The following is a 12,602-nucleotide window of genomic DNA, read 5'->3' on the forward strand; positions in this document are numbered from 1 at the left end:
GGCGTCTACATGCCGGCAATGGCACGGGCGAAATCTTCCGCCTTGAAGGGCTGCAGATCGTCGATGCCTTCGCCGACGCCGATGAAATGCACCGGCAGTGCGTGTTTTGCGGCGATCGCGACGAGAATGCCGCCGCGGGCGGTGCCGTCGAGCTTGGTCATGACGAGGCCGGTGACGCCGGCGCGCTGGCCGAAAATCTCCACCTGCGAGAGGGCGTTCTGCCCGGTCGTCGCATCGAGCGTCAGAAGCGTCGTATGCGGTGCGCTCGGATCGTGTTTCTTGATGACGCGCACGACCTTTTCGAGCTCGTCCATCAATTCGGCGCGGTTCTGCAGACGCCCGGCCGTGTCGATGATGAGGACGTCGCTTCCCTCTTTCTTCGCCGCCTGCATGGCATCGAAGACGAGGCCGGCCGCATCGGCGCCCTGATCGCGGGCCACGACCGTGCTCTTGGTGCGCTCGCCCCAGATTTTCAGCTGCTCGATGGCGGCGGCGCGAAACGTGTCGCCGGCGGCGAGCATGACGCTCCGCCCCTCGGCGCGGAGCTTCGCCGCGAGCTTGCCGATCGTCGTCGTCTTGCCGGAGCCGTTGACGCCGACGACGAGGATGACGAAGGGCTTTTTGGCGGCGTCGATGGCAAGCGGCTCTGTGACCGGGCCCAGGACTTTCGCCACTTCCTCGGCGAGGATGTTGCGGATCTCGTCTTCGCCGACCGTCTTGTCGTAGCGCTCGCGGGCGAGGCGCTCGGTGATCGCGGTCGCGGTCGCCACGCCGAGATCGGCCTGGATCAGGATGTCTTCCAGATCCTCCAGCGTCTCGTCGTCCAGCCGGCGCTTGGTGAAGGTGCCGGTGATCCGCGAGGTGATGGTGCTCGAGGATTTCGACAGGCCGGCGCGCAGGCGCTGCAGCCAGTTCTGGCGCGGCAGCTCGGTGGCGACGGGGAGGGTTTCGGCCGGTAAGGTTTCGGCGGATTCTTCGGCCGGTTCGATCTCGGCAGCTTGCGGCTCGGCGGCCGCGTCGTTCGGCGCAAGGTCGGTCGCAGGTTTTGCCGTCTCGGGGGCCGTCTCTGGGGACGCCTCTTGGGCGGGTTCTGGGGCGGCCTCTGCGGTCGTCTCGGTTGCTGCCGGGCTTTCCGGGGGCACGAGAATGTCCGCGGCGCGCTCTTCGTCCGGCTCGGGCGCGTCTTCTGACGGCTCCGAAGCGGCCGGGGCCTCTTCGATCGCGGCTTCCTCTGCCGGCTCCTCCGGGCGCGGGGGCGCTTCGGGTTCGGGGGCGGGTGCGCGGGCCGCGAGATCTTCGTCAGCCTCTTCTTCTTCAGGCTGCGGCTCTGGCTCCTTGACGGGATGCTCGGCGAACGAGGCCGCTTCCGCGTCGGCATCGGCGGGTGCGGCCGCGGGGCGGTGGAGATCGGCGTCCGGCGCCTCCGCCTCTTCGACGACGCCGATATCGGTCTCGGTCGTCTGGGCGCCGCGATCCTCCGTCTCGAGCTGATGGCTGGCGAGGCGCTCCTCGTCGTCTGTTTCTTCGGGAGGGGTGTCTTCGGACGCGGCCTCTTCGGAGGTGCTTTCTGCGGCGGCCTTCTCTTCCGAGGCGGCTTCGCTTTCTTCCGCGGCCTTGTCTTCTTCCGCCTGCGTCTCGTCGAGCGGCGCCTCTTTCTCGGCGACATCGTTGCCTTCGCCGAAAAGGATGCGCTTGAAGAAGCCACGCTTCTCTTTTGCCATTATGCGGCCTCCGCCAGCTGCTGGCCCTGCAACATGCCGGCCTCGATGCCGGCGATGCGCACGTTCAAAATGTCTCCGGCCGTGCCTGCGGACCCGAGGCGCACCGGCGCGAATTGTTCGGTTCGGGCGGAGCCCTCCTTCTCCACCAGCACGCGGCGCTCATGGCCGAGCTCGCTTTCGAGGAACCGCCGCTCGGCGACTTCGCCCGCTTCCCGGAGGCGGCGTGCGCGCTCCTTGATCTCCTGGCGCTCGAGCATCGGCATGCGTGCGGCCGGCGTGCCCTTGCGCGGCGAGAAGGGGAAGACGTGCAGGAAGGTGAGGCCGCAATCCTCGATGAGGCGGAGCGAATTCTGAAACATCTCCTCCGTCTCGGTCGGGAAGCCGGCGATGAGATCGGCGCCGAAGACGATGTCGGGACGCAGCCGGCGCGCTTCCTCGCAGAAGCGGATCGCATCGTCGCGCAGATGCCGGCGCTTCATGCGCTTCAGGATCATGTCGTCGCCGGCCTGCAGCGACAGATGCAGATGCGGCATCAGCCGCTCTTCCTCGGCGATCGCGCGCATGAGGTCGGGATCGGCCTCGATGGAATCGATGGAGGAGAGGCGCAGGCGGGCGAGCTCCGGCACATGGCGCAGGATGGTGCGCACGAGACGGCCGAGGCGCGGCGCGCCCGGCAGATCGGCGCCCCAGGAGGTGAGGTCGACACCGGTCAGAACGATTTCGGGATAGCCCGCGGCGACGAGGCGGCGGACTTCCTCCACGACCGGGCCCATGGCGACAGAGCGGGAATTGCCGCGGCCATAGGGGATGATGCAGAAGGTGCAGCGATGGTCGCAGCCGTTCTGGACCTGCACGAAGGCGCGGGTGCGGCCCTCGAAGGCGTCGACGAATTGCGGCGCGGTTTCGCGGATCGCCATGATGTCGGAGACGACGATCTTTTCCGGCGGCGGCAGATCCATGGGCGAGCGGGCGACGCGGGCCCAGGCGGAGCGCTCGGTCTTTTCGGCATTGCCGAGAACGAGATCGACCTCGGCCATCTCGGCGAACATTTCCGGATCGGTCTGCGCGGCGCAGCCGGTGACGACGATGCGGCGGCCGGGGTTCTCGCGCCGTGCCTTGCGGATCGCCTGGCGCGCCTGACGCACGGCCTCCGCCGTCACGGCGCAGGTGTTGACGATGATGGCGTCGGAAAGCTCTTCGCCCGCCTCGCGGCGCATGACTTCCGATTCATAGGTGTTGAGCCGGCAGCCGAAGGTGAGGATGTCGAGGCTCATTCGGCGGCCTCCTCGGCGCGCTGCCAGGCGCCCGTCTCAGGATCGAACGTGCCCGCAAATTCCGTCTCGGCCGGGCCGGTCATCCAGATGTGGTCGCGCTCGTCCCAGCGGATCGTGAGTTCGCCGCCCGGCATGGCGATCACCGCCTCGCGGGCCGAACGGCCGGTGCGGGCGGCGGTGACGAGCGTGGCGCAGGCGCCGGTGCCGCAGGCGCGCGTCAGGCCGGCGCCGCGCTCCCAGGTGCGGATGCGGATGCGGTTCGGCGTCTCCACATAGGCGACGGTGATGTTGGCGCGCTCCGGGAAGATCGGATGGTTTTCGAGAAGCGGGCCGAAACGCTCGATCTGATGCGCGTCGACGTCATCGACGAAGAAGACGGCGTGCGGGTTGCCGACATTGACGACGGCGGGCGAGTGCAGAACCGGCGCATCGACCGGGCCGATCTGCAGTTCGATCGCACGGGTGTCGTGGAATTCCTCGGCGAGCGGGATCGATTGCCAGTCGAATTTCGGCACGCCCATATCGACGGAAATCGCCTCGCCGGAGATCTGGCCGAGGAGAAGGCCGGCGCGCGTCTCGATCGAGGCATGGGGCTTGCCCGTCTCCGCCATGACGAGGGAGGCGATGCAGCGCGTGGCGTTGCCGCAGGCCGCAACCTCGCCGCCATCGGCATTGTCGATGCGCATGAAGATGTCGGCACCTGAAGGCGAACGCTCCAGAGTGATGAACTGGTCGAAGCCGACGCCCGTTTTTCGGTCGGCGAGCTTCCTGATGATTTCAGGCGCCGGACGCACGCCTCCCGCACGCGTGTCGACGACCACGAAGTCGTTGGCGAGACCGTTCATTTTCAAAAAGGGCGTGTTCATGGGCGCCTATATGGGCGAAACCAGGACAGAACGCCAGATGAGGCGAAAACTGGCAAAGCGCCATTTTGTCTTGGGTCTTTTTCGGGATGCCGGCCCGTCCGCCGATTTGCGGCGCCGATTTGCGGCGCCGAGATGGCGCCCGCGGCGCATCCTGCGGCCCATTGGGCGGAACCAACGCCCCGGCCGCCGATTATTCGGCCAAGGGATTCATGAACAACGACAGACCACACAGCCAGCATGCCCGCGATCCGCGCGGCCGCGATGCCCGCCAGCCGACGCAGATCCCGTTTCTGGGCTGGAAAGACATTTTCTGGCGCGTGAGCCAGGAGATCGGCGAGGACCGCGTTTCGCTCGTGGCGGGCGGCGTCACCTTCTATCTGCTTCTCGCCGCCTTTCCGGCGCTCGGTGCGCTCGTTTCCATCTACGGGCTCTACAACGACCCCGCCAATCTCGCCTCGCAGCTGCAGTCGCTGCAGGCGGTGATGCCGCAGGCGGGCATGGATATCCTGCAGCAGGAGCTCGAACGGCTCGTCACGGCGAAATCCTCCTCGCTCAGCTTCGCGTTTCTGACCACGCTCGCTTTGTCGCTGTGGAGTGCCAACAAGGGCGTGAAGTCGCTGTTTCAGGCGCTCAACGTCGCCTATGAGGAGAAGGAAAAGAGGAATTTCTTCGTCCTCAACGTCGTGTCGCTCGCCTTCACGCTGGGCTTTCTGATCCTCATCATCCTGTTCTTGAGTGCCACGATCGTGGTGCCGGCCGTGCTCGCCTATCTCGGCCTCCATCAGGGATGGCTGGTCGCCTCGATCCGGTGGCCGATCCTGCTTCTGGTCGCGGCCTTTTCGATCGGCATCCTCTATCGCTACGGGCCGAGCCGCCGGCCGTCGCGCTGGCGCTGGGTGACCTGGGGCGGGACGATCACCGCGGTGGTGTGGATCGCCGCCTCGATCCTGTTCTCCTGGTACATCGCGAATTTCGCCGATTACAACGCCACCTACGGATCGCTCGGGGCGGTGATCGGCATCATGATGTGGATCTGGGTGTCGGTGTTCGTGCTTCTCGCAGGCGCCGAGCTCAACGCCGAGATGGAGCATCAGACCGCCCGCGACACGACCTTGTCGCCGGAAAAGCCGATCGGGCTCCGCGGCGCGCATATGGCCGATACGGTCGGCAAGGGGCTCGACGGGTCGGGCGGCGGTGCGGGTATCGACCTCTTCGGCACGCGTCAGCCGCTCGGACGCGACCGGCCGTTCAGCTTCGGCGAATTGATCACGCTCGGGATCCCGTTCGTTTTGATCGCCATCCTTCTCACCCCGCCAAAACGGCGGGCGGCGAAGCGACGGTCAGCAAAGCGCGATGCGCGCGAGACAAGCGGGATGGAGAAGCGGAGCCGGAGCGAGAAAAAGGCCGGCAAGAGCGCCAAGGACGGGCGGCGATCGGCGTCCGGGAGCGTTCTCGCGTCGGTTCTGCGTCTGGCTGCGGCGCAGGCCGCCAAGCGCTGAGCGAAGACGGATTTCTCGGAGGAAGAGAGCGGCCGGCTGAGCCGCTCGGGGTTCCCGCCGGGGGAAGGCGAGAACCCGTCGCAAACGTGCCGCCAGGCGATGGCTGATGCCGGTCGCCGGCGACACGCGTCGTCAGATTTGGACTTACTTCGCCGCGGAGACGACGACCTCGATGAGGGTGTCCTTGCCGAGTTCGGCGACGCCGATCGTGGCGCGGGTCGGCAGATGCTCGGCCGGCAGCCAGGCGAGCCAGGCCTCGTTCATGCCGTCCTTCTGGGAAAAGTCGGAAATGTAGATCATCGCCGTCAGGAGCTTCTCCTTGGAGGAGCCGACCTTGGCCAGAAGATCGTCGATCTTCTTGCAGATCTCTTCCGTCTGCCCCTTCATGTCCTTGCTCATATCGTCGGCGACGAGGCCGCCGAAATAGAGAACGCCGTTATGCTCCACGACGCGATGGTTGATCTTCGTCTGGATGTGACGCTGGATCATTGTTTGTCCTTGCTTGGTTTTGGAGGGGGTGAGGCCCGCTTCAGGAATGGGCGAAGCGGGTGATGGAAAACGGTGCGATCGGGGCGTTGGTATGACCGGTCGCGATCAATTCCGCCATGAGCTCGCCGACGGCCGGGCCCAGCTGGAAGCCGTGGGCGGAAAAGCCGAAAGCGTGGAAGGCGTTTTCGTGGGTCGATGAGGGGCCGATGACCGGAATGTCGTCGGGCATGCGGCCTTCGATGCCGGCCCAGGAGCGGACGATGGTGGCGCTCTTCATGATCGGAAAGATGCCGATCGCGGTCTCCGCCGAATAGCGCAGCTGCGAGAAGCGCATCTCGGATTTGTTGGTCTTCGGATCGGGATAGCCGCGGCGTCCGCCGCCGATGATGACGGTGCCGTTTTCCGCCTGCTTGAACGACAGCGGGCGGCCACAGCCGCCGACGACGGCATCGCAGAAGCGCTTCATGCGCGCCGTCACGATCATCATCGGCGCAATCGCCTCGATGGGGGCATGCTCGCCGAGCTGTCTGGCGATTTCGCCCGCCCAGGCGCCGGCGCAATTGAGGAGATTGCGCCCCTTAAAGGTGCCGGCCGAAGTCTCGACGTGCCAGTCCTTCCCGTCGCGGCGCACTTTCTCGACGCGCGTCTTCTCGAAGAACTGGACGCCGAGCGCGCGCGCCTTGCGCTGAAAGGCGAAGGTCGTGTTGTAGGGGATGGCGAAGCCGTCATCGAGGCTTGCGAGCCCGCCGACGCAATGCGGGGCGACGGCGGGGAGGAGACGCCGCAATTCCTGCTGATCGACGATGACCTCGTGGGTGAAGCCGAGTTCGCGGAGATCGGCAGCCCGCTTTTCGAGCGTTTCGAGCTCCGCTTCGGTCTCCGCCACCTTGATCTGCGGACAGCGCTGAAAGCCGCAATCGTCGTCGACGAGATCCCCGATCCGGTGCCAGATTTCCATCGAGCGCACCGAGATCGGCACCTCGGCATAATTCCGGCCGAGACGGCGCACGCCGCCGGCATTGACGCCGGAGGCATGGCGGCCGGCATTGTCCTTTTCGATGACGATCACCGAGAGGCCGCGTTTGGCGGCATGCAGTGCGGCCGAGCAGCCGTGCAGGCCGCCGCCGACGACGATGAGATCCGCCATAGGCGTGCCGGTCACGGTCGTGTCCTCAGTGTACGGCTGCGGATTCATCAGCGAGATCGGCCGGAACGGCTTCCTCGCTTTCGAGCGCTGCGAGCTCCGACAGGAGGAGCGGCTTCAGCGGCGGTCGGATGCGGTAATAGCCGATCTCCGAGATCGGTTCGCCGCGCCGGCTGGCGATGATCTCGCTGACAGCGAGGCCGCACATGCGGCCCTGACAGGGGCCCATGCCACTGCGCAGGAAGGATTTCACCTGGTTGGGACCCGGCGCGCCGAGATCGACGGCCTTTCGGATGTCGCCGGCCGTCACCTCCTCGCAGCGGCAGACGAGCGTCTCGTCGGCGGGGGCGAGGATTTCCGGCGAGGGCGCATAAAGGGTTTCCAGAAGCGGCCGGATCTTCGCCTCGCGCATGAGCGCATCGGTGACGGAGCGGCGCTCCTGGGCGTTGCCGCGACCGGCCTTTTCCGCGATCCTGAGGCCCGCGAGGCGCCCGCGCAGCCTGGCGGCAACCGCGCCGCCGATGCCCGCACCGTCGCCTGCCACATAGACGTCGGCCATGGTCGTCTCGAAATACTCGTCGACCTTCGGCACGAAGCAATGCTGGCTCTTGTTCCATTCGTGATCGCAGCGCAGAAGGCGCGTGACCTGCTGGTTCGGCACGATGCCCTGGTGGAGCGCGACGGAGGTGGTTTCGAGACGGTGGGATTTGCCGCCGCTCGTGAAGGTCACGGCCTCCGCCTTGCCATTGCCCTCGATGCGTATTCCGGTCGCATCGCGGTAGATCGGCACGCCGGCGCGGCGCAGCGACAGCATCATCGCCATGCCCTTCACGAGATAGGATGCGGCTCCGAGGGCTGCCGGAAGATGCTTGAGCGCGGCCACGTAGCGGCTCTGCGGCACGGTCTCCACGATGGCGCGCGGCTTGACGCCGGCCTTCAGCATCTGCGCGGCAATCAGCGACAGGAGCGGACCGGAGCCGACGAAGACGACATCGTCGGAGACGACGCCGTTCGCCTTCAAGAGGATCTGCAGAGCGCCGGCCGTGGTGACGCCCGGGAGCGTCCAGCCCGGCATCGGCGTCGGCCGCTCGATGGCACCCGTCGCCACCACGATGGCGCCGGCCTGGATGTGCTTGGAGCCTTGGCCGAGCGACACGTCGATGCCGAGGGCGCTGTCGATGTTCCAGACGGTGGCGCCGGGGAGATATTCGGCGCTGCACGCGCGGAAGGCTTTGGCGATGTCGCGGCCGGCGGCATAATCGGCGCCGAGGACCTTTGTGCGCTTCTCGTCGCTCGTCTCGATGCCGCGATAGATCTGGCCGCCGGGTGCCGGCTGTTCGTCGAGAACGATCGCGGAAAGCCCGGCCTTGGTGACTTCGACCGCGGCGGCCATGCCGGCGGGACCGGCGCCGATGATGGCGACGTCGTAGCGGTTTTTCGTCGTCGCGCTCATCAGGAGATCACCTCCGCGCTGCCCGACTGGCGGCGCACCTGCATGCCCTCTTCGACCTGCACCATGCAGGCCTGGCGGTTCGGCACGCCGTCGATCTCGACGAGGCAGTCGAAGCACACACCCATCAGGCAGAAGGGGCCGCGGGGCGTCTCGGTGACCGGCGTGGTGCGGAAAATGCGTTCGTCGGCCGCGAGAAGAGCCGCCGCGATCGTGTCGCCGTTGCGGGCCTTCAGGGCCTTGCCTTCGAAAGTGAAGGAGAGGGAGGGAGCGCCCGTCTCCTCAGCGCGCTTGAACATTGAATCTCCTTGCTGAAAAGGCGGCCATCTCGTCGTCGAGCCGGCCGCGGGCGATCATCGGCGCGAGCGCCATCGCATGGGCGCCGGCGAGTGTGACGCCGGAATGGCAATTGACGCTGAAGGCGCCGGGATGGGTTTCGGATTGCTGATAGATCGGATGGCCGTCGGGGCTCATCACCCGCAGCGCCGCCCATGAGCGCACGACGCGCAGATCTTTCAGAAACGGGAAGGCGCGCAGGGCGCGGGCGGCGATGTCCGCCATGATGCGCGGCTTCGAAGTGGTGTCGAAGCCTTCATCTTCATGGCTGTCGCCGATCATGATGGAGCCTTCGTCGGTCTGGCGCACGACATGCGTCGGCATGGTGAAGAGAGGCGCAGTGCGCTCCGTCACCAGGATCTGGCCCTTGAGCGGTTCGACGGGAATGTCGAGGCCGACCATTTCGCCCAGATCGCGATTGCCGAGGCCGGCGGCGAGGACGACCTTGGCGCCGGTGAAGGTGCCGGCCGGCGTGCGCACGGCAAAGTGGCCGCCGTCGCGCTCGATCTCGATGCCGCGGGCGTTCGGATGATAGCGGCCGCCGTTTTTCAGGAGGCCTGCATGCAGAGCGCGCATCAGATAGAGCGGGCTCGCGTGGCCGTCATGCGGCGAATAGGTGCCGCCGACGACATCGGGGCCGAGGCCCGGCAGCATGTAGTCGAGTTCGGCGCGGCTCAAAACCCGGCCGCCGTAATATTCCGCGCCATGCTCCTGGTTCATGCGGTTGAGGATCTTAACCTGTTCCTCAAGCTCTTCCTCATCGACGCAGACATGCACGCCGCCCGGCTTGTGATAGGCGGTGGAGACGCCCGTCTCCTCCAGGAGGTTGCCGGAAAATTCTGGCCACACATCCGCCGAACGGCGTGTCCAGCGCGCATATTCGGGCATTTTGAGACCCTTCGTCTGCACCCAGACGAGGCCGAAATTGCCGCGCGAGGCGCGAAAGGCGACGTCGCCCTCGTCGAGGAGATCGACCTTTTCGCCCTCGCGGGCGAGGCCATAGGCGATGGCGGCGCCGACGAGGCCGCCGCCGATGACGATGGTGTCCGCCTTCATCTTGCGCCCTCGCCGATGAGGAGGCGATCGAGGCCGTAGATGCGGTCGACGAGGAACATGAGACCCACGGTAAACAGGATGGCGACCGTGGAGATTGAGGCGACGAGAGGATCCGTCGTCTGCGTGATGTGGGAGAAGAGACGCACTGGCAATGTCGTTGTGGTGGGGCTGACGATGAACACCGTCACGGTGAGTTCGTCGAAGCTGGTGATGAAGGCAAGGACCCAGCCGCCGATCACGCCCGGCATGATGGCCGGCAGGGTGACGCGGCGAAAGACGGTCCAGTCGGAGGCACCGAGCGACACCGCCGCCTGTTCCTGCGACCGGTCGAGGCCGGTCACCGAGGCGAGAACGAGACGCAGAATGAAGGGCATGATGATGATCGCATGGCAGAGCATCAGCCCGACGAAGGTGCCGTTGGCGTTGAGGAAGCTGAGAAAGCGCAGGAAGGCGATGCCGAGAACCACGGTCGGCACCGTCAAAGGCGACAGGAAGAAGGCCTGAAGCACGTCGCGGCCCGGAAAGCGGCCGCGGCCGATGGCGAGCGCCGCCGGGACGGCGAAGACGGAGGAGACGGTCGCGGAGGCGACGCCGAGCTGGAGGCTGATCCAGGCCGCTTCGATGAAGTCGGGATTGTCGAGGATCGCCCGGAACCAGCGCAGCGACAGGCCGCTCGGCGGAAACTCCAGAAAGCCTTCCGGCGTGAAGGAGACGCCGATGACGACGACGAGCGGCGCCAGCATGAAGGTCGCGAAAAGAACGCTGAAACCTTTGGCGAAGAGGCCGTTGTGTCTCATTCGAAGACCCCCGCAAAACGGCGTTCGACGAGCCGGTTCCAGCCGACCATGATGGCGAGCACCGAGACCAGAAGAAGGATCGCGATCGCCGCGCCGAGCGGCCAGTTCAAGGTGTTCAGGAACTCGTCATAGACGGTGGTGGAAACGACCTTGACGCGGCGGCCGCCGAGGATGGCCGGCGTGGCGAAGGCGCTCGCCGACAGCGAAAAGACGATGAGGGAGCCCGACAGGATGCCAGGCATCGCCTGCGGCAGGACGATCCTGCGGAAGATGGTCCAGGGCCGGGCGCCGAGCGATTCCGCGGCACTTTCCGTCGCCGGATCGGTGCGCTGGAGGGCGGCCCAGATGGCGAGGATCATGAACGGCACCATGACATGGACGAGGGCGAGGACGATGCCGCCCGAGGTGTACATCATGCGGATCGGCGAGGTGATGAGGCCGAGATCGCGCAAGGCGTCGTTGATGACGCCCTTGTTGCCGAGAAGGATCGCCCAGCCCAGCGTCCTCACCACGACGGAAATGAGGAGCGGGCCAAGCACGACGAGGAGCATCACGGAGCGCCAGAACGGGTGCATGCGCGACAGGAAATAGGCCTGCGGCAGACCGATCGCGGCACAGATGAGCGTGGTGGCGAGCGCGATCGCGAAGGTGCGCCCGAAAATCTCGTAGAAATAGCCGTCGCTCAGGACCTCGACGTAATTCTCCAGCGAGAAGGTCGGGGTGATGCCGCCATAAAAGGAGAAGCTGTGAAAGCTGAGGATGAAGGTCATCACCAGCGGCACCAGCAGCAAAACGAGAAAGAGCAGGAGCGCCGGGGCGCTCAAGATCCAGGGTCTGGATTTCGCTTGACGTGTCATGCCGCGCCATCCTCCTTCGGCAGGAGGCGCAGATGATGGGGCGTCCAGGCGAGATGCACGGTCTCGCCGTGTTCCGGCTCGCGCTGGCCGCGGTTGCGGCGCACGACGAGGAGAGGTCCGAGCGGCGTCTCGATGCGGAAGAGCCACTGGTCGCCGAGGAAAATGCGCTCGATCACCGGGCCTGAGACGACGGCTTCGCCCTCTGCGACGATCTCGATGCGTTCCGGGCGCAGGGAGACGGTGATCGGGCCGGGCCTCAGATGGGCGGGCGGACCGGCAAGCTCCATGCCGTTGCAGTCGAGAGCGGAGCCTTCGTCATTCGTCGTCTTCAGCGTGGCGGCAAGGCTGTTGGTCTTGCCGAGGAAGGTCGAGATGAAGGAGGATTTCGGGTTTTCGTAGACGTGGAAGGGCGTCTCTTCCTGCATCAGGCGGCCGTGATGCATGACCGCGACACGGTCGGAGAGCGCCATTGCCTCGTTCTGGTCGTGGGTGACGAGAAGCGTCGTCACGCCCGCTTCCTGCTGGATGCGGCGGAGTTCGAGCTGCATTTCCTCGCGCAGCTTGGCGTCGAGATTGGAGAGCGGTTCGTCGAGGAGAAGGAGTTCCGGCTCGATGACGAGGGCACGGGCGAGCGCCACACGCTGGCGCTGGCCGCCGGACATCGCCCGGGGATAGCGTTTGGCGAGATGGGCAAGCTGCACGAGCTCCAGCGCTCCGGCGACCTTGCGCGCACGCTCCTTCTTGTCGATGCCGCGCATCTCCAGGCCGAAGGCGACGTTCTCTTCCACCGTCATATGCGGGAAGAGCGCATAGGTCTGGAAGACGATGCCGAGACCGCGGTTGCGCGCCGGCACCTCTTCCAGATGGCGGCCGTTGAGCATGATGTGTCCGGAGGTCGGCTGCTCGAAGCCGGCGATCATCTGCAGCGTCGTGGTCTTGCCGCAGCCGGAGGGACCGAGGAGGGAGACGAACTCGCCTTTCTCGACGGCGAGCGAAAAATCTTCGACGGCCACGACATCGCCGAAGCGCTTGGTCAGGCCGCTAAGCTGAAGGAAAGGCATCTGTGAACTCGCAAAGCCGGCAGGTGGGGGCGAAGGCGGGAGTGCCGAGCAC

General features: G+C 66.1%; 12 protein-coding genes. 1 reads left to right on the top strand and 11 read right to left on the bottom strand.

Translation table 11 applies throughout. The annotated features are described in order from the left end of the window. Nucleotides 1-5 precede the first annotated feature (5 nt). Genes ftsY through dapF form a run of 3 tightly spaced genes read right to left on the bottom strand, consistent with a single transcriptional unit; the run spans nucleotide 6 to nucleotide 3,861 of the window. On the bottom strand, nucleotides 6-1,721 hold the full coding sequence (gene ftsY, locus ACK8CP_RS16625; protein WP_414832552.1) for a signal recognition particle-docking protein FtsY: 1,716 nt from the start codon (nucleotides 1,719-1,721) through the stop codon (nucleotides 6-8). Further along, nucleotides 1,721-2,995, bottom strand: a complete 1,275-nt coding sequence (mtaB, locus tag ACK8CP_RS16630) for a tRNA (N(6)-L-threonylcarbamoyladenosine(37)-C(2))-methylthiotransferase MtaB (RefSeq protein ID WP_234630257.1) — start codon at nucleotides 2,993-2,995, stop codon at nucleotides 1,721-1,723. Before mtaB ends, ftsY begins: the two co-directional genes overlap by 1 nt. After that, entirely contained in the window at nucleotides 2,992-3,861 is an 870-nt protein-coding gene (dapF, locus tag ACK8CP_RS16635) for a diaminopimelate epimerase (protein ID WP_414832553.1), read from the bottom strand. The genes mtaB and dapF overlap by 4 nt, the downstream gene beginning before the upstream one ends. A 209-nt stretch (nucleotides 3,862-4,070) precedes the next feature. On the opposite strand from dapF, the gene ACK8CP_RS16640 reads away from it, so the two are divergent. After that, on the top strand, nucleotides 4,071-5,360 hold the full coding sequence (locus ACK8CP_RS16640; protein ID WP_414832554.1) for a YihY/virulence factor BrkB family protein: 1,290 nt from the start codon (nucleotides 4,071-4,073) through the stop codon (nucleotides 5,358-5,360). Nucleotides 5,361-5,504: 144 nt separating this feature from the next. On the opposite strand, the gene ACK8CP_RS16645 is transcribed toward ACK8CP_RS16640, so the two are convergent. From ACK8CP_RS16645 to ACK8CP_RS16680, 8 genes are read right to left on the bottom strand one after another with little or no spacing between them, the layout of a single operon-like run. Next, entirely contained in the window at nucleotides 5,505-5,849 is a 345-nt protein-coding gene (locus ACK8CP_RS16645; protein WP_414832555.1) for a RidA family protein, read from the bottom strand. A gap of 40 nt (nucleotides 5,850-5,889) precedes the next feature. Next, complete coding sequence (locus ACK8CP_RS16650; protein ID WP_414832556.1) at nucleotides 5,890-7,044, bottom strand: NAD(P)/FAD-dependent oxidoreductase; 1,155 nt, start codon at nucleotides 7,042-7,044, stop codon at nucleotides 5,890-5,892. Then, a complete protein-coding gene (locus ACK8CP_RS16655) occupies nucleotides 7,022-8,446 on the bottom strand; it encodes an NAD(P)/FAD-dependent oxidoreductase (RefSeq protein WP_414832557.1) in 1,425 nt (474 codons plus the stop codon). The genes ACK8CP_RS16650 and ACK8CP_RS16655 overlap by 23 nt, the downstream gene beginning before the upstream one ends. Beyond that, on the bottom strand, nucleotides 8,446-8,742 hold the full coding sequence (locus tag ACK8CP_RS16660) for a (2Fe-2S)-binding protein (RefSeq protein WP_414832558.1): 297 nt from the start codon (nucleotides 8,740-8,742) through the stop codon (nucleotides 8,446-8,448). The genes ACK8CP_RS16655 and ACK8CP_RS16660 overlap by 1 nt, the downstream gene beginning before the upstream one ends. Next, complete coding sequence (locus ACK8CP_RS16665; RefSeq protein WP_414832559.1) at nucleotides 8,726-9,835, bottom strand: NAD(P)/FAD-dependent oxidoreductase; 1,110 nt, start codon at nucleotides 9,833-9,835, stop codon at nucleotides 8,726-8,728. Before ACK8CP_RS16665 ends, ACK8CP_RS16660 begins: the two co-directional genes overlap by 17 nt. Beyond that, nucleotides 9,832-10,632 (bottom strand): ABC transporter permease, encoded by an 801-nt coding sequence (locus ACK8CP_RS16670; protein ID WP_414832560.1) that lies wholly within the window; start codon nucleotides 10,630-10,632, stop codon nucleotides 9,832-9,834. The genes ACK8CP_RS16665 and ACK8CP_RS16670 overlap by 4 nt, the downstream gene beginning before the upstream one ends. Next, a complete protein-coding gene (locus tag ACK8CP_RS16675; protein WP_234630262.1) occupies nucleotides 10,629-11,489 on the bottom strand; it encodes an ABC transporter permease in 861 nt (286 codons plus the stop codon). The genes ACK8CP_RS16670 and ACK8CP_RS16675 overlap by 4 nt, the downstream gene beginning before the upstream one ends. Beyond that, entirely contained in the window at nucleotides 11,486-12,550 is a 1,065-nt protein-coding gene (locus tag ACK8CP_RS16680; protein WP_234630263.1) for an ABC transporter ATP-binding protein, read from the bottom strand. The genes ACK8CP_RS16675 and ACK8CP_RS16680 overlap by 4 nt, the downstream gene beginning before the upstream one ends. Nucleotides 12,551-12,602: the final 52 nt, after the last annotated feature.

Origin of the sequence: Afifella sp. YEN Y35 (assembly GCF_047553465.1) — a bacterium.
Lineage (GTDB): Bacteria > Pseudomonadota > Alphaproteobacteria > Rhizobiales > Afifellaceae > Afifella > Afifella aestuarii.

Bases quoted from the DNA above. Each gene is read 5' to 3' on its own strand.
- ftsY (WP_414832552.1), bottom strand. From the start codon at position 1,721: ATGGCAAAAGAGAAGCGTGGCTTCTTCAAGCGCATCCTTTTCGGCGAA.
- mtaB (WP_234630257.1), bottom strand. From the start codon at position 2,995: ATGAGCCTCGACATCCTCACCTTCGGCTGCCGGCTCAACACCTATGAA.
- dapF (WP_414832553.1), bottom strand. From the start codon at position 3,861: ATGAACACGCCCTTTTTGAAAATGAACGGTCTCGCCAACGACTTCGTG.
- ACK8CP_RS16640 (WP_414832554.1), top strand. From the start codon at position 4,071: ATGAACAACGACAGACCACACAGCCAGCATGCCCGCGATCCGCGCGGC.
- ACK8CP_RS16645 (WP_414832555.1), bottom strand. From the start codon at position 5,849: ATGATCCAGCGTCACATCCAGACGAAGATCAACCATCGCGTCGTGGAG.
- ACK8CP_RS16650 (WP_414832556.1), bottom strand. From the start codon at position 7,044: ATGAATCCGCAGCCGTACACTGAGGACACGACCGTGACCGGCACGCCT.
- ACK8CP_RS16655 (WP_414832557.1), bottom strand. From the start codon at position 8,446: ATGAGCGCGACGACGAAAAACCGCTACGACGTCGCCATCATCGGCGCC.
- ACK8CP_RS16660 (WP_414832558.1), bottom strand. From the start codon at position 8,742: ATGTTCAAGCGCGCTGAGGAGACGGGCGCTCCCTCCCTCTCCTTCACT.
- ACK8CP_RS16665 (WP_414832559.1), bottom strand. From the start codon at position 9,835: ATGAAGGCGGACACCATCGTCATCGGCGGCGGCCTCGTCGGCGCCGCC.
- ACK8CP_RS16670 (WP_414832560.1), bottom strand. From the start codon at position 10,632: ATGAGACACAACGGCCTCTTCGCCAAAGGTTTCAGCGTTCTTTTCGCG.
- ACK8CP_RS16675 (WP_234630262.1), bottom strand. From the start codon at position 11,489: ATGACACGTCAAGCGAAATCCAGACCCTGGATCTTGAGCGCCCCGGCG.
- ACK8CP_RS16680 (WP_234630263.1), bottom strand. From the start codon at position 12,550: ATGCCTTTCCTTCAGCTTAGCGGCCTGACCAAGCGCTTCGGCGATGTC.